This window comes from Nocardia seriolae NBRC 15557, assembly GCF_007990715.1.
Classification (GTDB): Bacteria; Actinomycetota; Actinomycetes; order Mycobacteriales; family Mycobacteriaceae; genus Nocardia; species Nocardia seriolae.
The window spans coordinates 89,917-110,032 of sequence record NZ_BJWY01000007.1; the positions used below are offsets into that span (position 1 = coordinate 89,917).

Annotated in this window: 17 protein-coding genes; 8 read left to right on the plus strand and 9 right to left on the minus strand. The window is 68.8% G+C overall.

The window, feature by feature from the left end; genetic code table 11:
- Nucleotides 1-45 precede the first annotated feature (45 nt).
- Genes NS2_RS03850 through NS2_RS03875 form a run of 6 tightly spaced genes read right to left on the minus strand, consistent with a single transcriptional unit; the run spans nt 46 to nt 7,026 of the window.
- Complete coding sequence (locus NS2_RS03850) at nt 46-1,239, minus strand: lipid-transfer protein (protein ID WP_228102542.1); 1,194 nt, start codon at nt 1,237-1,239, stop codon at nt 46-48.
- Entirely contained in the window at nt 1,236-1,649 is a 414-nt protein-coding gene (locus NS2_RS03855) for a MaoC family dehydratase (RefSeq protein WP_071343519.1), read from the minus strand. Before NS2_RS03855 ends, NS2_RS03850 begins: the two co-directional genes overlap by 4 nt.
- A complete protein-coding gene (locus NS2_RS03860) occupies nt 1,646-2,611 on the minus strand; it encodes a bifunctional MaoC family dehydratase N-terminal/OB-fold nucleic acid binding domain-containing protein (protein ID WP_033085591.1) in 966 nt (321 codons plus the stop codon). The genes NS2_RS03855 and NS2_RS03860 overlap by 4 nt, the downstream gene beginning before the upstream one ends.
- Nucleotides 2,612-2,633: 22 nt before the next feature.
- Nucleotides 2,634-3,803: an acyl-CoA dehydrogenase family protein gene (locus tag NS2_RS03865; RefSeq protein WP_033085590.1), complete on the minus strand. Its 1,170-nt coding sequence runs from the start codon at nt 3,801-3,803 to the stop codon at nt 2,634-2,636.
- Nucleotides 3,788-4,846 (minus strand): acyl-CoA dehydrogenase family protein, encoded by a 1,059-nt coding sequence (locus NS2_RS03870; RefSeq protein ID WP_033085589.1) that lies wholly within the window; start codon nt 4,844-4,846, stop codon nt 3,788-3,790. Before NS2_RS03870 ends, NS2_RS03865 begins: the two co-directional genes overlap by 16 nt.
- Before the next feature lie 26 nt (nt 4,847-4,872).
- The gene (locus NS2_RS03875; protein WP_071343518.1) at nt 4,873-7,026 is read right to left on the minus strand and encodes an acyl-CoA dehydrogenase family protein; all 2,154 of its coding nucleotides are present in this window, start codon (nt 7,024-7,026) and stop codon (nt 4,873-4,875) included.
- 124 nt (nt 7,027-7,150) lie between these two features.
- On the opposite strand from NS2_RS03875, the gene kstR reads away from it, so the two are divergent.
- The 5 genes from kstR to NS2_RS03900 all read left to right on the plus strand — a co-directional run bounded on the left by kstR (nt 7,151) and on the right by NS2_RS03900 (nt 14,142).
- Nucleotides 7,151-7,834, plus strand: a complete 684-nt coding sequence (gene kstR / locus NS2_RS03880; protein WP_033085587.1) for a cholesterol catabolism transcriptional regulator KstR — start codon at nt 7,151-7,153, stop codon at nt 7,832-7,834.
- 396 nt (nt 7,835-8,230) lie between these two features.
- On the plus strand, nt 8,231-10,801 hold the full coding sequence (gene otsB / locus NS2_RS03885; RefSeq protein ID WP_071811561.1) for a trehalose-phosphatase: 2,571 nt from the start codon (nt 8,231-8,233) through the stop codon (nt 10,799-10,801).
- Nucleotides 10,802-10,965: 164 nt separating this feature from the next.
- Nucleotides 10,966-11,913, plus strand: a complete 948-nt coding sequence (locus NS2_RS03890; protein WP_033085585.1) for a metal ABC transporter solute-binding protein, Zn/Mn family — start codon at nt 10,966-10,968, stop codon at nt 11,911-11,913.
- Between the two features lie 445 nt (nt 11,914-12,358).
- A complete protein-coding gene (locus tag NS2_RS03895; RefSeq protein ID WP_147207075.1) occupies nt 12,359-13,252 on the plus strand; it encodes a metal ABC transporter ATP-binding protein in 894 nt (297 codons plus the stop codon).
- On the plus strand, nt 13,249-14,142 hold the full coding sequence (locus NS2_RS03900) for a metal ABC transporter permease (RefSeq protein WP_033085584.1): 894 nt from the start codon (nt 13,249-13,251) through the stop codon (nt 14,140-14,142). Before NS2_RS03895 ends, NS2_RS03900 begins: the two co-directional genes overlap by 4 nt.
- A 127-nt stretch (nt 14,143-14,269) precedes the next feature.
- Here the strand turns inward: NS2_RS03900 and NS2_RS03905 are convergent, their stop codons facing one another.
- The gene (locus tag NS2_RS03905) at nt 14,270-15,136 is read right to left on the minus strand and encodes an HhH-GPD family protein (protein WP_033085583.1); all 867 of its coding nucleotides are present in this window, start codon (nt 15,134-15,136) and stop codon (nt 14,270-14,272) included.
- Nucleotides 15,137-15,450: 314 nt separating this feature from the next.
- On the opposite strand from NS2_RS03905, the gene NS2_RS03910 reads away from it, so the two are divergent.
- Nucleotides 15,451-16,074 carry a carbonic anhydrase gene (locus NS2_RS03910; protein WP_036547629.1) on the plus strand — a complete coding sequence of 208 codons (624 nt, stop codon included), beginning with the start codon at nt 15,451-15,453 and terminating at the stop codon, nt 16,072-16,074.
- 186 nt (nt 16,075-16,260) lie between these two features.
- On the plus strand, nt 16,261-16,929 hold the full coding sequence (locus NS2_RS03915; RefSeq protein WP_033085581.1) for a hypothetical protein: 669 nt from the start codon (nt 16,261-16,263) through the stop codon (nt 16,927-16,929).
- Between the two features lie 95 nt (nt 16,930-17,024).
- On the opposite strand, the gene radA is transcribed toward NS2_RS03915, so the two are convergent.
- Nucleotides 17,025-18,440 (minus strand): DNA repair protein RadA, encoded by a 1,416-nt coding sequence (gene radA / locus NS2_RS03920; RefSeq protein ID WP_033085580.1) that lies wholly within the window; start codon nt 18,438-18,440, stop codon nt 17,025-17,027.
- A gap of 109 nt (nt 18,441-18,549) precedes the next feature.
- Nucleotides 18,550-19,185: a copper chaperone PCu(A)C domain-containing protein gene (locus NS2_RS03925; protein WP_052085978.1), complete on the minus strand. Its 636-nt coding sequence runs from the start codon at nt 19,183-19,185 to the stop codon at nt 18,550-18,552.
- Nucleotides 19,186-19,627: 442 nt separating this feature from the next.
- On the opposite strand from NS2_RS03925, the gene carD reads away from it, so the two are divergent.
- Nucleotides 19,628-20,116 (plus strand): RNA polymerase-binding transcription factor CarD, encoded by a 489-nt coding sequence (carD, locus tag NS2_RS03930; protein WP_033085579.1) that lies wholly within the window; start codon nt 19,628-19,630, stop codon nt 20,114-20,116.

A 20,116-nucleotide genomic window follows, 5' to 3' on the forward strand; every position in this document is an offset into this window, starting at 1 on the left:
GAAGCCACGCTTCGGCAATCCCCCTCGCGTTGACGCGCGGATGGCTCAGTTGGTGGTGAGGACCAGGCCCGAGGTCGGGACGCCGGTGCCGGCGGTGACCACGATGTTTTCCAGGCCCTGGACCTGATTGACCGAGGTGCCGCGGATTTGGCGGACGCCCTCGGCTATGCCGTTCATGCCGTGGATGTAGGCCTCGCCCAGTTGGCCGCCGTGGGTGTTGAGGGGGAGGCGGCCGCCGATTTCGATCGCGCCGTCGGCGATGAAGTCCTTGGCCTCGCCGCGGGGGCAGAAGCCGAGTTCTTCGAGCTGCATGAGGACGAAGGGGGTGAAGTGGTCGTAGAGGATGCCCGCCTGCATGTCCGCCGGACGCAGGCCCGACTGCGCCCACAGTTGATAGCCGACCAGGCCCATTTCCGGGAGGCCGGTCATGGCGTCGCGGTAGTAGCTGGTCATGACGTACTGGTCCGCGCCGGAACCCTGTGCGGCACCGGCGATCAGCGCGGGCTTGTTGGGGAGGTCCTTGGCGCGGTCGGCGGAGGTGACGACGATGGCCACGCCGCCGTCGGTCTCCTGACAGCAGTCCAGCAGGTGCAGGGGCTCGGCGATCCAGCGCGAGGACTGGTGCTCCTCGAGGATGATCGGCTTGCCGTAGAAGTGGGCCGCCGGGTTCACGGCCGCGTGCTTGCGGTCGGCGACCGCGACACGGCCGAAATCCTCACTGCGCGCGCCGTATACGTGCATGTAGCGACGCGCCACCATGGCCACCTGCGCGGCCGGGGTGCCCAGGCCGTGGGTGTAGGAGAACGCGTTGTCGACGCCCGAGGAGCTCGGGTTGCCGGTGGCGAGGTGAGTCGCGAACTGGCCGAATCGATTTCCCGAGCGCTCGTTGAAGGCGCGGTACGCCACAACGACATCCGCGACACCGGTCGCGACCGCCATGGCGGCCTGCTGCACGGTCGCGGCGGCCGCCCCACCGCCGAAGGGGATGTTGCTGAAGAACTTCAGGGACGGGATGCCCGCGGCGCGCGCGACGGCGGCCTGGGTATTGGTGTCCATGGTGAAGGTCGTCAGACCGTCCACATCGGCGGGCGTGAGGCCCGCGTCTGCCAGCGCGGCGGTGACGGCCTCGGCGGCCAGTCGCAGTTCGCTGCGCCCCGAATCCTTGGAGAAGTCGGTCGCGCCGATGCCGACGATGGCGGCCTTGCGGCTCAGCACATCTCGACTACGTAGGCCGGTCACTGCGCCTCCTGTAGGGAGATAACGGCTTTCGCCGTGATGTGGTCGCCGAGCGAGTCCTTGCCGACCACGTCGATGGTGATGTCCGCGCCGTCCACGGCCGAGACCGTGCCGGACAGGGTGAGGGTGTCACCCGCGTACAGCGGCACGCCCAGTCGCAGCGACAGCGACTTGACGATGGCCCGCGGGCCCGCCCAATCCGTCACGAACCGCTGCACCAGACCGGTGTCGGTGAGGATATTGACGAAGATGTCCTTGGACCCGCGCTCGACCGCCTTGTCGCGGTCGTGGTGCACGTCCTGGAAGTCCCGGGTGGCCAGCGCCGTCGAGACGATGAATGTGGTGTCGGCGTGAATCACCAACTCCGGCAGGGCGGTTCCGACCTGCACGGCCGAGAGTTCGACGGTCGTCATTTCACGGCCTTCCAGTAGGGCACGGTGTTGTCGTCGTCGAGCTTCAGGAAGCCGACCTCGACCGGCAGGCCGATCTCGACCTCGGACGGGTCGATACCGGTCAGCTCGCCGAGCATGCGCACGCCCTCCTCCAGCTCGACCAGGGCGATCACGTACGGCAGCTGCCGTCCCGGCACGCGCGGCGCGTGATGCACCACGAAGCTGAAGACGGTGCCGCGGCCCGAGGCCACGACGTAGTCGCTCTGCTCGGAGTGGTCCTTCCACAGCGCGGGCACCGGCGGATGCTGGAGCGAACCGTCGGGCCGCTGCTGGATCCGCAGTTCGCCGAGTTTCACTCCGTCCCAGAAGAACTCGGTGTCCCTGGAGACGGTCGGGCGCACGCGCTTGGCCAGATCGTCCGCCGAAACCTCGCCGGATTCCTTGGGAGCGGCCGTCTTTCCGGTGCCTGGCGCGAACTTCAGCATCCGGAACTTCATCTCGGTGACCAGTTCCTCGCCCACGTACCAATTGGTGAGGTAGGTGGTGAACCAGCCATCGCCGAGCCCGGTCTTCTTGGGCCCCACGATGTCACCGATGCTGGTGCGCACCGTCACCTGCTCACCCAGTTGCAGGTAGCGGTGGTAGACCTGCTCGCAATTGGTGGCCACCACGGAGGTGAACCCGGCCGCGTCGAACAGCTCGTTGGTGCGGGTCATGGGGTCGTCGTCGGCGCGAATACCGCCCAGCCCCAACATGGTCCACACCTGCGCCATGGCGGGCGGGGCCACGATGCCGGGATGCCCGGCCGCCTGCGCGGCGGCCTCGTCCACGTAGATCGGGTTGGCGTCGCCCAGGGCCTCGACCCAGTTGTTGATCATGGGCTGATTGATCGGATCGCGCCCCGTGCGCGGCGCGGACTCGCCGTCGGCCTTGATCTTCTCCAGGCCCTCGCGGATCTCGTCGGCCGTGAAACTCTTTGTCACGCTTCGTCTCTCCTCAGGCGATCTAGCGCGGAACCCGCGGCAGCCGCAGGCCCATCTGGGCGATCAGCTCGCGCATGACCTCGTTGACGCCGCCGCCGAAGGTCACCACCAGGTTCTGCTTGGTGCGCTTGTCCAGCCAGACCAGCAGCTCCGCGGTGGCCGGGTCGGCGGGATCTCCGAAGCGGCCCACGATCTCCTCGGCAATGCGGCCCGCCTGCTGCAGCGCCTCGGTGGAGTACACCTTGGTCGCCGAGGCGTCGGCGATGACATCGCGCGGATCGGCATCGGGGCGTTCCATATTGGACGCCACCTGCCAGTTCAGCAGCTCGTTCAGCCGGGTCATGGCATGCAGCCGGCCCAGCGCGCGGCGCACGTCGGCCTCGCCGAGCACGCCCTGCTTCTGCGCCCACTCGTGCACGCCCTCGTAGAGCTGCTCGATCTTGCCGGACGGACCCAGGCTCACCCGCTCGTGATTGAGCTGGGTGGTGATCAGCTTCCAGCCGCCGTTCTCCTCGCCGACCATCATGCTCGCGGGCACGCGGACATTGTCGAAGTAGGTGGCGTTGGTGTGGTGCGCGCCGTCGGCGGTGATGATCGGGGTCCAGGAGTAGCCCGGATCCTTGGTGTCCACGATCAGGATCGTGATGGCCCGGTGCCGCGCCTCGACCGGACCGGTGCGCACCGCCAGCCAGACGTAGTCGGCCTCGTGCGCACCGGTGGTGAAGATCTTCTGCCCGTTGACGATCCAGTCGCCGTTGGCGTCGCGCACCGCCGAGGTGCGCAGCGCCGCCAGGTCGGTGCCCGCGTCCGGCTCGGAGTAGCCGATGGCGAAATGGACGTCACCGGTGAGGATTCCGGGCAGGAACTTCCGCTTCTGCTCCTCGGTGCCGTAGGACTGCAGGGCCGGGCCGACGGTCAGCAGGGTCACCAGGGGCACGGGCACATCCGCCCGGACCGCCTCGTTGTAGAAGATCTGCTGTTCCAGCGGTCCGAAGCCCTGCCCGCCGTACTCCTTGGGCCAGCCGACACCCAGCTTGCCGTCCCGGCCCATGCGCTTGACCACCGCCCGGTAGGCGTCACCGTGGCGGTTCACCTTCATCTCGGCCTCCTCCTCGGGAGTCACGAGACCGGTGAAGTACGAGCGCAATTCGTCGCGCAGCTGCCGCTGTTCCGCGGTCAGTTCGATGAACATCTGGCTCCCAATCGGTCCAGCCGAAACGATTCGCCGCCGAGCCAGCGGGCGATGTCCTTGGCCTGTGAGTAGTAGCGGTGCAGCGGATGGGTGATATCCACGCCGAGACCGCCGTGCAGGTGGTGACACTTCTGCATGGCCGCGGGCAGCTCCGAGGCCACCGCGAAGGCCAGCACATCGAGGTCGTCGTCGATGCGCTCGGTGTCCGGCTCCTCCTGGGCCAGCGCCCAGGCCGCCGAGCATGCGGCCACGTGCAGGGTCCGCGAGACCACGTAGACATCGGCGATCTGCTGTGCGACGGCCTGGAATTCGGCCAGCGGGCGGCCGAACTGCTGGCGGGTGCGCACGTGCTCGGCGGTCAGCGCGACCACGCCCTTGAGCAGGCCGTCGGCCACCGCGCCGATGCCCGCCAGCGCGAACCGGTGCAATTCGGTCAAACCGCCGGGGAGCAATTGCTCGGCCGGGATCCGCACCTCGTCGAACTGGATCGAAAACTCGGGCACGCCATCGGAAGTCGGGCTCTGGGTGCGGGTGATGCCCGCGGCGTCACCGTCCACCACGGCGATGCCGTTGTCGGTGGGCACCAGGATCCAACGCGCGGTGTCGGCGTAGGGCACCGACACCTTGTGGCCGCTGATCCGCACGCTCGCGCCGTCGGTGACCGCGGTGGTCTCCGGCTTCACGGTGAACGGCGAGCCGGTCTCGTGCAGGGCCGCGGTCAGCACCGCGCCCTCGGCGACGGCGGGAAACAGCTTCTCCGCCAGGGCATCCGGCACGCCGATCGCCTTCAGCGGCAGCACGCCGAAGCCCAGCGTGGTGAGCGCGGGCACCTGCACGGCGTCGGTGGCCAGCTCGGTGAGCATGGCCGAGACCTCGAGCAGGCCCATATCGTCGCCGCCGAATTTCTCGGGCAGCGGCACGGCCAGCAGGCCGCTGCCCGAAATGACCGGCCACAGCGCGATATCGCGCGCGCTCTCGCGTTCCAGCAAACTTACGACAACCTCGGCGACAGCGTCCTGGCTCTCGTCCCTGGTGAAGTCCAATTCAATGCTCCCGGTTGAGGTGTGGGCTAGCCGTGCGACTCGCGTGGCAGCCCGAGGATCCGTTCACCAGCGACGGTCAACAGAATCTGCTCGGTACCGCCCGCAATCGACAAACAGCGTGTGAGCAGGAATTCTTTCACCACATCGGTTTCCAGAGCGCCCGCCGCACCGGACAATTCGACGGCAAATTCGGCCACCGCCTGCCGATGTCGGACACCGACCAGTTTTCGAACGCTGCTTTGCGCGGCGGGGTCCCCACCGGTCAGCAGTTTTTGCGCCGCACGGGCTTCTAGCAAAGTTCCGGCAACCGATTCTGAAATGAGCGCGCCCAGACGGTCCGCGACCAGTTCCGCACCCGGACCCGAGGCCGGTGCGGCCGCGATCAGGGCCTCCAGCTCATCGCCGATTCCCTTGCCGCCCATGGCGACTCGCTCGGCCGAAAGCGTGGAGCGGGCAATCTTCCAACCATTGCCCAGTTCGCCGACCAAGCATTCGTCCGGAACGAACACGTCATCGAGGAAGACCTCGTTGAAGCGCGCCTCGCCGGTGATCTCCACCAGCGGCCGGATATCCAGCCCCGCGCTCTTCATATCGACCAGGAAGTAACTGATGCCCTTGTGCTTCGGCGCGGACGCGTCGGTGCGCGCCAGGCAGATGCCCCACGTCGCCCGATCCGCCAGCGAGGTCCACACCTTCTGACCGCGCAGCTTCCAGCCGCCCTCGACCCGCTCGGCCACCGTGCGCAGCGCCGCCAGGTCCGAACCCGCGCCCGGCTCGGAGAACAGCTGGCACCAGATGACCTCGCCGGTCAGCGTCGGCATGGCGTAGCGCTCGATCTGCTCGGGCGTGCCCCACTGCAACAGCGTCGGGATCGCCCAGTTGGCAATCGCGATGTCCGGCAGTGCGATACCCGCCTTGCGGATCTGATCGTCGATCTGCGTGCGCAGGATCGGACCCGCGCCGCGACCGTAGGGCGCGGGCCAGTGCGAGGCCAGCAGCCCGGCCTCGGCCAGCGCCAGGCGCCGCTCGGCCTCCGGCAGCGCGGCGATCTCGGCCAGGTCGGCGCCGAGCACGGCCGCCTCGGCGGCGTCCAAACCGGCCGCCTCCCAAGCCGATCCGGCCTCGCCGTCGCCCAGATCGATGCTGACCGTGCGGCGCACGCCCGCCAGCGTCAGCTCGGCGACCCGGGCGCGCCAGCGCGCCGATCCGCCCAGCAGCTGCCGCAGCGCGGTGGCGCGGCGCAGATACAGATGCGCGTCGTGCTCCCAGGTGAAACCGATGCCGCCCAGTACCTGAATGCAGTCCTTGGCGTTCTCCACCGCGGCGTCCAGCGCAACCGCCAGGGCGACGGCCGCGGACAGACGCAGTTCCGTGCTTCCGGAATCGAAGGCGGCGGCGGCATCGGCTGCCACCGCGCGAATCTGCTCGGCCCGGCACAGCATCCACGCGCAGATGTGCTTGATCGCTTGGAATTCGCCGATCTTGCGCCCGAACTGCTCGCGCACCTTCGCGTATTCGGTGGCGGTCTCCAGGCACCAGCCCGCGATGCCCGCCGCCTCCGCGGCGACCAGCGTGGCGGCCGCGTCGAGTACCGAAAAGTCCGGTTCGAAAAGGCGATCCGCGGCCACCGCGACCTCGGTACAGACCACGCGCGCCAGCGGCACGCTCTGGTCCAGCCCGGCCAGCGGCTCCACCCGCAGCCCCGCGGCGTCACCGTCGATCAGCGCCCACAGGTGCCGGTCGCCATCGCGCACCGGGACCAGCACCGCGGCACCCGGAGCGGCACCCGGAACCGAGTCCCACTCACCGGACACCGAGGCTCCGGATTCGCCCACCGATATTGCGATTTCGCCCCCGAGCGCGACGCCGCATGGCGTAATCTCGTCGAGCGCCTCGCCGGTGACAAGTCCCGCCAATGCCGTCGAGAGCACCGGTCCGCCGACCAGGTCATGCGCCGCCTGCTCCACCAGGACAGCCAGATCCCCGACGGTCCCACCCGCGCCCCCGGCCTCTTCCGGCACCGCGACCCGGAAAACTCCGAGATCGGCCAGGCGCGGCCAGTATTCGCGCCAGAATTCCGGCGCACCTGAACGCAGTGTTGCAATTGGGCGCACCGCGGCGGCCCATCCGCGCATCGACTCCTGGACGGCTTTATTCTCGTCAGTGGTGGCTATGGTCACACTCCATACCGCCTTTCCGGCGTGACTTCCACTCCTAGAACATGTTCTAATGTTCGAGCCGGGCTGAAGTCAAGCGCCGTCCGGTCGCGGTACGAACTCGTGTGCAGGAAAGGACTTTCAACCGATGGCCAGTCCCTCCCGATCGCAGGCCGCCGACGGTGCCGATACCGGACGCACCGCGTCGGCGCCCGGTGGACGCACCGCGCCCGTCACCACCCTCAGCGAGGAGGACTTGAGCTCGGCGGCGCAGCGCGACCGGCGCAAGCGCATCCTCGACGCCACCCTCGCACTGGCATCCAAGGGCGGCTACGACGCGGTCCAGATGCGGGCCGTGGCCGAGCGCGCCGATGTCGCCGTCGGCACCCTCTACCGCTACTTCCCGTCCAAGGTGCACCTGCTGGTGTCCGCGCTGGCCCGGGAATTCGAGCAGTTCGAGGGCCGCCGCAAGCCCCTCGCCGGCGCCACCGCGCAGGAGCGCATGCACCTGCTGCTCAACCAGGTCACCCGCGCCATGCAGCGCGACCCGCTGCTCACCGAGGCCATGACCCGCGCCTTCATGTTCGCCGACGCCTCCGCGGCCGCCGAGGTCGATCGGGTCGGCAAGGTGATGGACCGCTTCTTCGCCCGCGCCCTGTCCGACGAGGTCCCCTCCGACCGCCAGTTGGCCATCGCCCGAGTCATTTCCGACGTCTGGCTCTCGAACCTGGTCGCCTGGCTCACCCGCCGCGCCTCCGCCACCGACGTCACCGAACGCCTCGAGCTGACCGTCGACTTGCTCATCGGCAACCAAGCCTCAGGTGTCTCCTGACGCGACAACTGATCTGGCGAGATTCGGGGCAACTCCCCGGGTACGCCCAGAATCGGTTCGGCTCCCAACCGCCGGCACGGGTTGCCAACCCCGACGGCACCCAGCCGCCCGCTGAAGGCGCGGAGAGGCGGGGGAGCGCAAACGCAGCCGTGCGTTTGCACGGAGTCACAGGGGCTGCCCGGTCCGGAGAACTGGGCAGCCCCTGTTTCGTTTGCTGGAACAGCGCAGGTCAGCCAGGGTGAATCAGGAGCAACCCGCGCGAGTCTCACATTTCGCGTGAACGCCGCGGAAGTGTCTTGTAAACGCTATGTATCACCGCACACACAAGCGGGCAACCAAGACCCAGTAGCATCACTCGCGCCCTGAAAAATCTCCTCCGATCATTAGGTTGGATGCGTGAGCGCACAGGATTTGTCACTCGAACTTCGCCGTGCCCTGTCGGCCATCGCCCGCGTGCCACGGTTGCTGGTCGCTTCGGACTACGACGGGACGATCGCGCCCATCGTCTCCGACCCGACGAAGGCATATCCCCATCGTGAGTCGGTGAGCGCCCTGCGCGCTCTCGCCGGACTCACCGGAACCACCGCCGCCGTGATCTCCGGTCGCGCCCTGCGCGATCTCGCGGCCCTGTCCCGATTGCCCGTCGAGGTGCAGCTGATCGGAAGTCACGGTTCGGAATTCGATGTCGGCTTCGTGCACGCCATCGACAACGACGCCAAACAGCTACTGGCCGAGGTCACCACGACTCTGACCCAGATCGCTCAGGACAATCCGGGCGCGACCGTCGAGATCAAACCGGCCAGCGTGGCCCTGCACGTCCGCAATGCCAGCCCCGAAATCGGCCGCCGCGCACTGGTTGCGGTGCGCCAGGGCCCGGCCAGCTGGGTCGGCGTGCAGACCACCGAGGGCAAGGAGGTCATCGAGCTCGCGGTCGTCGAGACCGACAAGGGCGCGGCGCTCGATATCGTCCGGCATCAGCAGGGCGCCTCGGCGGCGCTGTTCATCGGCGACGACGTCACCGATGAGAAGGCGTTCAAACGGCTTTCGGGGCCGGATGTCGGTATCAAGGTCGGCGATGGTGAATCCCAGGCCGAATTCCGCGTGGCCAGCACCGAGGAGGTGTCGAAGGCGCTGGCGTTCCTACTGGAGGAGCGCCGCACGTGGTTGGCAGGTGCCAGCGCCCCTCGAATCGAACGGCTGACCATGCTGGCCAGCCCGCGTTCCAAGGCCCTGGTCACCCCCGACGGCACCGTCACCTGGCTGTGCCACCCCGAACCCGACTCCGCAGCCGTCTTCGCCCACCTGCTGGGCGGGCAGGGCGCGGGCCACTTCACCATTCAGCCCGAGCGCGCGAGCCTGCCGCTGTCCCAGCGCTATGTCGACGGCACCATGACCGTCGAAACCCGTTGGTCCAGTTTGCAGGTCGTCGACTACCTGCCGCACGACGTGGTGCCCGAGCGCACCGATCTGACCCGCGTCATCACCGGTGACGCCAAGGCCGTCATCACCTTCGCGCCGCGCCCCGAATTCGGGCAGGTGCCGGTGCGGCTGGTGCTGGCCACCGGCGGCATCAAGGTGGAGGGCACCAACGATCCCATCGTGCTGCGCTCCCCCGGTGTCGAGTGGGAGATCATCGACGAGGGCAACCACCACACCGCCCGCGCCGTGGTCGACCCGCGCCAGGGCCCGATCGTGCTGGAGATGCGCTGCGGCACCTCCGATCTCGCGCCCGCCATGCGGCCCGAGGCCGACCGCCGCCGGGAAGCCGAACGGTACTGGGGCGAATGGGTCGGCACCCTGGAACTGCCGCCGCTCAAGCCCGATCTCATGAAACGCTCCGCGCTCACCCTGCGCGGGCTGGTGCACGCGCCGTCCGGCTCCATCCTGGCCGCGGCCACCACCTCGCTGCCCGAGGACATCGGCGGCGTGCGCAACTGGGACTACCGCTACTGCTGGCTGCGCGACGCCTCGCTCACCGCGTCCGCACTGGTCTCGCTGGGTTCGCTCGGCGAGGCCGAGGACCTGCTGGCCTGGGTGCACCGGGTGCTCGAGACCCTGCCCGGTCCCGAACGCCTGCACCCGCTCTACACGCTCTACGGCGAGACCCTGCCGCCCGAGGCCGTCATCGACCAGCTGCCCGGCTACGCCGGCTCGCGGCCGGTGCGCGTCGGCAACGCCGCGAACATGCAGGTGCAGCTGGACGTGTTCGGGCCCATCGTGGACCTCATCTCCCAGCTGGCCCACGCGCGCGAACGCAAGGGCATCAACGATCCCGCCAAGGCGCTGCCCGATATGGACTGGGAACTGGTGCACGCCATGGTTTCCGCGGTGCAGCGGCGCTGGCGCGAACCCGACCACGGCATCTGGGAGATCCGCGGCAATCCGCGCCACCACGTGTACTCCAAGGTCATGGGCTGGCTCACCGTGGACCGGGCGCTCACCCTGGCCAAGCAGTTCGCCCGGCCCGCCGACCCGGACTGGGAGACGTTGCGCGACACCATCTCCGACGAGGTCAAGGCCGAGGGCTGGAACGACGAGGTGCAGTCCTACACCGCGGCCTACGACGGCACCGACCTGGACGCCGCCACGCTGCACATCGGGCTGTCCGGGCTCATCGATCCCTCGGATCCGCGCTTCGCGGCCACCGTGGTGGCGACCGAGGCCGAACTGCGCAGCGGGTCGACCGTGTACCGGTACCACCACGACGACGGGCTGCCCGGCGGCGAGGGCGGGTTCCACCTGTGCGCGGCCTGGCTGGTCGAGGCGTACCTGCTGATCGGCAAGCGGGAGGACGCCGAGGCGTTGTTCGCGCAGCTGGTGGATGTGGCGGGACCGACCGGTCTGCTCTCTGAGGAGTACGACCCGGTTGCCGAACGCTCGCTGGGCAATCACCCGCAGGCCTACAGTCACCTCGGCCTGCTGCGCTGCGCGCAGTTGCTCAGCCAGCCCGTCCCGGCGCTGACCTAGGGATATTCTCGAATCGAAGGCCCGGAGAGCGGTTCACTCTCCGGGCCTTTCGTGTCGCGGGCCACATCTTCAACTCCGAGCTAGGGACCTAGCGGTCGTTTGCGCTACATTCAAATGGCAATCGTTTTCGTTTCTAGTAAGCCGCAGTGCCAGGAGTGCCCAGCGTGACCAGAAGCTTTGCCCGAGGTTTTGCCGTGTTCGCCGCCGGACTCGCCACCGTCGCCACCCTGACGGCCTGCGGCAGTGCCAAGAGTTCCGATCAGCTCTCCGTCGTCGCCTCCACCAATGTCTGGGGCGATATCACCAAGGCCGTCGCCGGACCGGACGTGCAGGTCGAATCGATCATCAGCGATCCGAGCGTGGACCCGCACTCCTTCGAGGTCTCCCCCGCCGACGCCGCCAAGATCACCGACGCCAAGCTGGTCGTCTACAACGGCGGCCACTACGACGAATTCATCGACAAGGCCATCGCGGGCAAGGACAAGAAGACCGTGAACGCCTTCGACATCGCGACCGAGGGCGACCACGATCACGGAACCGGCGCTGCCGCACCGGCTCCCGCGAAGGCGGAGACCGCCGGTCACGACCACGAGGCCAACGAGCACGTCTGGTACAACGTGCACCAGGTCGGCCACATCGCCGAGCACATCGCCGACGCCCTCGGCCAGCTCGACCCGGAGCACAAGCAGGCCTACACCGACCGCGCCGCGGCCTTCGCCGCCAAGCTGGCTCCGATCGAAGCCGTCACCGCCAAGATCGCCGCCGAGCACCCGAACCAGCCGGTCCTGCAGACCGAGCCGCTGGCCGCGTACATGCTGACCGCCGCCAAGGCCGACGACAAGACCCCGCACGCCTTCCAGGAGGCCGTCGAGCAGGGCACCGACCCGGCGCCCGCCGACGTGGCCGCCGTGCGGGACCTGTTGACCGCCAAGCAGGTTCGCGCCCTGGTCTACAACGTCCAAACCGAGGACAAGCTCACCAAGGAGCTGCGCGCCACCGCCGACAAGTCCGGCGTCACCGTCGTCGAGGTCACCGAAACCCTGCCCGCGGGCCAGGACTACGTCACCTGGATGACCGGCAACGCCCAGTCGCTGGCCAAGGCCCTGGCATAAACCGTCAACCCGCCGAGTTCAACCCCGCAGTGCAGGAACCCCGCTGAACGACCGGACCGCCCCGCTGTCGCCGAGCGCCCACCCCGCGCCCGGCGGCAGCGCCGTATCCGAAACCCGTTCCGCCCCAACCGGGAGCACCACCATGTCCGCGAACCCCGACGCCCCGGCCACCACCGCCGTCACCACCCCCAAACCCGGCTGCGCCCTCACCGGTGCCCGCCCCCGCACCCCCTCCGGCCGCGCGGGCCGCGCCGACCACCCGGGGCAGACGGACTCACTCACCACTGATATCACACGGGCGGACGCCACCTCGGCGCCGGTCGACCGGCCGGCGCCGCGCGACGACTCGAATGCCGCCGCGGCGCAGCCGGGCGCGAGGATCTCCGATTCCGGCGATCACGGTCGAGATTCGGATGTCGCCGACCGCTGCGGGGCGAGCGAAGCTCTGGCTGCGTCCGCGACCGAGCGCGGTAGGCAGTCCGGTACGCCCGCGGTGCGGCTTTCGGGGGCGCGGCTGTCGTTCGGGGAGCGGACTCTCTGGGAGGGGCTGGACCTCGAGGTCGAGGCCGGGGAGTTCATTGCGGTGCTGGGGCCCAATGGGTCCGGGAAGACCTCGATGCTGCGGATGCTGTGGGGACAGGTGGCGTTGAGCGCGGGGACCGCCGAAGTCGCGGGAGCGCCTGCGCGGCTGGGGAATCCGGCCATCGGGTATGTGCCGCAGCAGAAGACCATCGAAGGTGGGGCGCAGTTACGCGGCGTCGATCTGGTGGGGCTGGGCGTGGACGGACACCGCTGGGGAATCGGGTTCCGGGGGCGCAACCACCGTAAACGCAAAGTGGCCGAGGCGATCTCGGCCGTCGGAGCGGAGCAGTTCGCCTACGCGCCATTGGACGCGCTCTCCGGTGGCGAGCAGCAGCGGCTGCGGGTCGCGCAGGCGCTCGCGGGAGATCCGAAGGTGCTGCTGTGTGACGAGCCGCTGCTGTCGCTGGATCTGGCCAATCAGCGGCTGGTGTCCGAGCTCATCGACAAGCGGCGGCGCAGTCACGACACCGCCGTGCTGTTCGTGACGCACGAGATCAATCCCATTCTGCCGCTGGTGGATCGGGTGCTGTATCTGGTCGACGGGCAGTTCCGGATCGGCACGCCCGACGAGGTCATGAACTCCGAGACGCTGTCGGAGCTGTACGGCACCGAGGTGGATGTGCTGCGGGTACGCGGCCGCCTGGTCGTGGTCGGCACCGGCGACGCCATGGACGCGCTCGGCGAATCCGGCGCTGCCCACTGCCACGGCGAAAACCGGCACAACCACGGCGAGCACCGGAGCGAGGCGCGGGCATGATCGACAAACTCTCCAAGCTGTTCTCGCAGATGTTCGATGTCTCGACCACCGCGCACCTGCTCTCCTACGACTTCGTGCAGCAGGCCGTCATCGCCGCCGCGCTGCTCGGCCTGCTGGCCGGCGCCATCGGCCCGCTCATCATCAGCCGCCAGATGTCCTTCGCCGTGCACGGCACCAGCGAACTCTCGCTGACCGGCGCGGCCGCCGCGCTGCTGGCGGGCGTCGGCGTCGGCCTGGGCGCCATCTTCGGTTCGGTGGTGGCCGCGGTGCTGTTCGGCGTGCTGGGTTCCCGTGCCCGCGAACGCGATTCGGTCATCGCGGTGGTGCTGTCCTTCGGCCTCGGCCTGTCCGTGCTGTTCCTGTGGCTCGGCCCCGAACGCGCGGGCTCCAAGTTCTCGCTGCTCACCGGCCAGGTGGTGAGCGTCGGCAATTCCGGCCTGGGCATGCTGGCCACCAGCACCGCGGCCGTGCTGGTGGTGCTGGCCGCGATCTACCGCCCGCTGCTGTTCGCCAGCTCCGACCCGGAAGTGGCGGTGGCGCGTGGGGTTCCGGTGCGGGCGCTGTCCATCGTCTTCGCGGTGCTGCTCGGCGTGACCGCCGCCTTCGGCGTGCAGATCGTCGGCGCGCTGCTGGTGCTGTCGCTGCTCATCACCCCGGCCGCGGCGGCCGCGCAGCTCACCGCCAGTCCCGTCCGGGTCGCGGTGCTCTCGATCGTGTTCGCCGAAATCGCGGCCGTCGGCGGCATTCTGCTGTCGCTGGCCCCCGGCGTGCCGATCTCGACCTTCGTCACCACCATCTCGTTCACGATCTACCTGATCTGCCGCGTCGTCGGCGCCCGCACGCGCAATCGTCGCGCCGGATCCGCTCGAAGAGCACTCGTCGCCGCCTGAAGTTTCGCGCGCCGAAGCGAAACCCTGTGACGAGTTTGCGCGATCTACCGCATGAGGGGCGGTAGATCGCCCCCGCGCGCCCCTCCCGGACCACACAACCCCTCGACCCGGGAGGGGCGTTCGCGGGTCAGCTGCCCTCGCCCGCCAGCGCGAACAAACCCTCGGCGGTCTGCTCGATGAGACCGTCCACCAGCAGCGAGTCCAGGGCTCGATCCCGCTGTCCCGGATCGCGAGTCCAAGCCAGATCCAGGCGAACCCGTTCCACCGGTCCCGAGGCGTCCCGCAGCACGTCGAGCAGCCGTCCACGCGCCTGCCGGTCGGTCCCCTCGTATTTCTGAACCCGGCGAACGACCTCCGAGGCCGGACGTCCCGCGGCGACCCAGGCGCACCTGGGCAACGGGCAACGCTCGCAATCGGGAGTGCGGGCGGTGCACACCAGCGCACCCAATTCCATCAACGCGGCCGACATGACGGCGGCCCGATCGACCTTGGCGGGCAGCCGCGCCTCGGTCTCGACGAGATCCCGCGCGGCCGGATTCCCGGCGTCCGCGCGGCCGTGCACGGCCCGCGCCACCACCCGGCGAACATTGGTGTCCACCACCGGAACTCGCTGCCCGTAGGCGAAACACGCCACGGCCCGCGCGGTGTACGCGCCGATGCCGGGCAGGCCGAGCAGGACGTCCACATCGGCGGGCACCACGTCGCCGTGCTCGCGCGCCAGCACGCCCGCGCACTCGTGCAACCGCAGCGCGCGTCGCGGATACCCGAGCTTGCCCCAGGCCCGCAGCACCTCACCCGACGACTCGGCGGCCATGGCCGAGGGCACCGGCCACCGGGCCACCCACTCCCGCCAGATGGGCTCCACCCGCACCACCGGCGTCTGCTGCAGCATGATCTCGCTCATCAAGATCTGCCACGCGGAAACCCCGGGCCGCCGCCACGGCAGATCCCGCGCGGTCTCCCCGTACCAGTCGATGAGCGCGTCGCTGTCCAAGTCTGTTCTGTTCCGCCTCTCCGGGACTTTTGCCGACCGTGGGGAGCGTGGCCGTTTTCGCATCGGGCCGGCAGTCGATCAGTGGCCGGATTTCGGACGTACCCGGGGAGTTACCCCAACCGTCCCGAAATCAGTCGTCGCCTTGGCATTCGAGGCACACATGGCTCCTCTCGACCGTTCTAGATGGTATCCGTAGAACGCGGCCACTGAAACCGGCGGCTCACCGGGCATCCCGTGGCGCGGTCGGCGCGTCTTTGCCGGACCGTAACGCCGAAGACTCGCCGGTAACCACGGGTCTGTGGAAAATGGGACGCATGCCGCATAGCAACCCGATCAGTGCCTGGAAGGCCCTGCGCGAAGGCAACGAGCGCTTCGTCACAGGCACGTTGCAGCACCCTAGCCAGGGGGCCGTCGCTCGGGCCAAGCTCATGGCCGGGCAGCAGCCCGGCGCCGTCCTGTTCGGCTGCGGCGACTCCCGGGTCGCCGCCGAGATCATCTTCGACCAGGGTCTGGGCGACATGTTCGTGGTCCGCACCGCCGGCCACGTCATCGACTCGTCGGTGCTGGGCTCCATCGAATACGGCGTGCAGGTGCTGAACGTGCCGCTCATCGTGGTGCTCGGCCACGACAGCTGCGGCGCGGTCCGGGCCACCATCGACGCCCTCGACCACGGCAATGTGCCCGGCGGCTTCATCCGCTCGGTCGTCGAACGGGTCACCCCGTCCATCCTGATCGGCCGCCGCGAGGGCCTGGAATCGGTCGACGAACTCGAGGCCCGCCACGTCGAGGAGACCGCCCGCCTGCTCATGCAGCGGTCGATGATCATCTCCCAGCGCGTGGCCACCGGCGAGTGCGCCATCGCCTGCGTCACCTACAACCTCGAGGACGGCGAGATCAAGCTGCACCGCGTCATCGGCAATATCGGCGAGGTGGTCTGACTCTCCGAATCTCCCGTGCCCGTTGCTGTAGCAGTGGGCACGGGCCACGAGAGGAGAGTGCGACGCCGGAGTTGTGCGGATCGCCGAGGCGGGCGGCGGAATTTACCGTCCCCGTAGGCGCTTTCACGTCCGACACGCCGAGACCCTGCCGGGGGTGATCCGGACGCTGCCCTTACCGTTGTCACCGTGCTGGAACCGAACGGACCACTGCCACCGGAAATCTACTGGCGTCGCCGCGCTGCCGCGATCGGTGCGCTGGTGATCGCGCTCGCGCTGGTCGTCTGGGGCGCCTTCGCGCTGCTGAAGGGCGGCGGCGACAGCAAGCCGGATGCCAAGGCGGCCACCAGTTCCAGCGCCACCTCGGGTGGCAAGCCCCCGAGCGGCACCTCGGGCGCGCCGGATCCGAGCTCCGCCAAGCCGTCCGGCGCGACCTCGAGCGGCGCCGCCCCGGCGGGCGCGCAGGGCCAGTGCCCCGACCAGTCGCTGGCCGTGAAGGTCACCGTCGGGCAGCCCACCTACAAGACCGGCGAGCAGCCGCAGTTCGGCATCGTCATCACCAATATCTCCAGTGCCGCCTGCGAACGCGACATGGGATCGGGGCTGCAACTGGTCCAGGTGCAGTCCCTGGACGGCCAGCGCAAGCTGTGGTCCAGCACCGACTGCTACCCGGACGGCACCCCCGACATGCGCACTCTGGCCCCCGGCCAGCAGGCCGCTTTCACCGTCACCTGGTCCGGGTCCACGTCCCAGCCCAGCTGCGCCGGCGACCGGGTCCCGGTTCCGGCGGGCCCCTACACCGTTGTGGCCCAGCTCGGTTCGGTCCGTAGCTCGCCGGAACCGTTCAATATCGCCTGAATCCAGCCCTCGCGCTATTCGAGAATTCCGGTAATTGTGAACCGAATTCCTTTCTCGATCGAATTCGGTTCACCCGCCGTTTTCGATTTCGGCTGTCACTCCGCCGCTCTTTCATCGAACTCAGCCGCGGGGACGTCCGCGCGCCGTCGTCGGCGCAGTCCGGTAACGGTAAGGGCCGCACGAATATCGGTCACCTCGCGCAAAGTCATGCTGCGCCCGGTGCGTTCCACGCCCGGCGGCACCAGCGCCTCGGTGAAGCCCAGCCGCTCCGCCTCCGCGAGCCGCCGCGTCAGCCCGGTCACCTGCCGCACCTCGCCCGCCAGACCCACCTCGCCCAGCGCCACCATCCCCTTGGGCAGCGCCTGATCCTGGCTGGCGCTCGCGATGGCAAGCGCGACAGCCAGATCCGCGGCGGGCTCGACGAGCCGCATACCGCCCACGGTGGCCGCGTAGACGTCCTGCTTGCCCACGAACACGCCCCCGCGGCTCTGCAGGACCGCCAGGACCATGGAAACGCGGTTGTAGTCCAGCCCGCTCACCGCGCGCCGCGGCGCGGGCGCCTGGGTGTCCACCGTGAGCCCCTGCACCTCGCCCAGCATGGGCCGCTTGCCGTCCATGGCGACCGTCACCGCGGTGCCCGGCACCGAGTCGGTCCGATGATGCAGGAACAGCCCCGAAGGGTCGTCCACGCAATGGATTCCGGCCTCCCGCATCTCGAAGCAGCCGACCTCGTCGGTGCTGCCGAAACGGTTCTTGATGCCGCGCACCATACGCAGCGACGAGTGCTTGTCCCCCTCGAACTGCAGCACCACGTCCACCAGGTGCTCGAGCGTGCGCGGACCGGCCACCGCGCCGTCCTTGGTGACGTGCCCGACCAGCAGCACCGCGATCCCGCTGGCCTTGGCCAGCGAGGTGAGCGCCGCCGTCACCGACCGCACCTGGGTGACACCGCCGATCACGCCGTCCGCGTCGGCGGCCAGCATGGTCTGCACCGAGTCCACCACCAGCAGTGAGGGTTTCACCTGTTCCACGTGCCCGAGAATGGTCGCCAGATCCGATTCCGCGGCCAGGTACACCTTTTCGTGCACCGCCCCGGTCCGATCGGCCCGCAGCCGCACCTGCCCCGCCGACTCCTCCGCGGTCACGTACAGCGCGATCTCATCCCGCGCCCGCGCCCACCGGTGCGCCACCTCGAGCAGCAGTGTCGACTTCCCGACCCCCGGCTCCCCCGACAGCAGCACCACCGACCCGGGAATGATCCCCCCGCCCAGCACCCGATCCAGCTCGGAGACGCCCGTGCCCCGGGCGTGCGTCTTGTTCGAATCGATCGTCGAAATCGGCACCGCCGCCGTGCTCGGCAGCATCGCCCGCCGCCCCACGGCCACCGCCGCCGACGAGGACGCCACCTCCTCGATGGTCCCCCATCCGCCGCAATCCGGGCACCGCCCAACCCATTTGGCGACCTCGTGCGAACACTCCGCGCATCGGTACAGCGATTTCACCTTGGCCACCCGCGCAGCCTAATCAGCGCCCCCGACAACCTCCGGCACACCGCGCCCGAATACGACGGTGCCCGCCCCGGAAGTCCGGGGCGGGCACCGTCGTAGATTCGGCGCGAGGTCAGTGCTCGCCAGCCTTCACGGGCTCCTTGCGCGGGTTGTTCGCGCCGGCGTCGACCGGGACGTTGACGACGACGGTGCCGCCCTCCTTGAAGACGAAGGTCAGCGGGTAGGTGAGGCCGGGGGCGACGTCCTTGGTCAGGCCGGTGACCTCGATCAGGACCGGCTTGGCGGCCGGATCGGTGACCTTGTCCGAGGCGCCCTGGCCCTCGTTCTGCTCGTGCACCGCGGCGGCCTGGGCCGCGTCCTTGGCGGTCGGCTTGTCGGCGACGACGGTGCCCGACGGCTTGATCTCGATCTTTTCGGCCAGCTTGACCTGGCCCAGATCGGTGCTGATGCTGACCAGTTCGTCGGTCTTGCTGTCGCTCAGGTTGATGGCGCTGAAGGCCAGCACGGCCTTACCGCCCTTGGCGTTGTTGAACTCTTCGGTCTGCGGCAGCAGGAAGCGCACGTTGCGCAGCGCGATGGAACCGACATTCGCACTGTTGCCGTTGACGGCGGCGACCTGGGTGGCGGTCTGCGAGACCTGACCGGCGCCGCAACCCGACAGCGCGAGCACCGCGCCCGCGGCGAGTGCGGCAACTGTCACGGCACGCCGCCGCGGCTTCGACGCAGTGGTGGCTTTCAGGGCAGTCACGGGGTCCTCCATGTCGACCGGGCTCACTCCACTATGGAGAGTAGTAGTCAATGAGAGTAATGCGTGCGTTCCCCCGTGTTACACGCGGGCGGTGTCGCGCGCGTGTGGCGCGAACCGATCCGGGCGCGCCCACGTATGACGGAGAGAGCCCGCGAACGACCGCGGCGGGATGTGCCAGGGGGCCTGACAGAGATTCGGAGACGACTTCTCGAGTGATGCATTGCCGTTTATGTGAGGGTGCTCGCTCGCGTATGCGAACTACGCACTCGCATATGCACGCGAACTGCGCGTTGCGCTATCCCCTTATGCCACAACGGGATGCACACGATTCGCGTTCTGTCAACCCCCGCCGCCGCCTCGTTGTGGCCCTGACCTGCGCCGTTGATCGCGCCGTTACCGAGTCGCATGTTAAACTGTGAACATCGAAAGGGGCACGGGACACATGATTTTTAAGGTCGGAGACACCGTCGTTTACCCCCACCACGGAGCGGCGCTGATCGAAGCTATCGAAACCCGCACCATCAAGGGTGTACAAAAGGAGTATCTGGTCCTGAAGGTCGCGCAAGGCGACCTGACCGTTCGGGTTCCCGCGGAGAATGCCGAGTATGTCGGCGTCCGCGATGTCGTTGGGCAGGAGGGCCTGGACAAGGTCTTCCAGGTGCTGCGGGCTCCGCACACCGAAGAGCCGACCAACTGGTCCCGCCGCTACAAGGCCAACCTCGAGAAGCTCGCCTCCGGCGATGTGAACAAGGTGGCCGAGGTTGTCCGCGACCTCTGGCGTCGTGAGCAGGACCGCGGCCTGTCCGCCGGCGAGAAGCGGATGCTGGCCAAGGCCCGCCAGATTCTCGTCGGTGAGCTCGCGCTCGCGGAAGGTACCGACGACATCAAGGCCGAGACCCTGCTCGACGAGGTTCTCGCAGCGGCTTCCTGA

Bases quoted from the DNA above. Each gene is read 5' to 3' on its own strand.
- NS2_RS03865 (WP_033085590.1), bottom strand. From the start codon at position 3,803: ATGTTCATCGAACTGACCGCGGAACAGCGGCAGCTGCGCGACGAATTG.
- carD (WP_033085579.1), top strand. From the start codon at position 19,628: ATGATTTTTAAGGTCGGAGACACCGTCGTTTACCCCCACCACGGAGCG.
- NS2_RS03855 (WP_071343519.1), bottom strand. From the start codon at position 1,649: ATGACGACCGTCGAACTCTCGGCCGTGCAGGTCGGAACCGCCCTGCCG.
- NS2_RS03910 (WP_036547629.1), top strand. From the start codon at position 15,451: ATGCCGCATAGCAACCCGATCAGTGCCTGGAAGGCCCTGCGCGAAGGC.
- NS2_RS03900 (WP_033085584.1), top strand. From the start codon at position 13,249: ATGATCGACAAACTCTCCAAGCTGTTCTCGCAGATGTTCGATGTCTCG.
- kstR (WP_033085587.1), top strand. From the start codon at position 7,151: ATGGCCAGTCCCTCCCGATCGCAGGCCGCCGACGGTGCCGATACCGGA.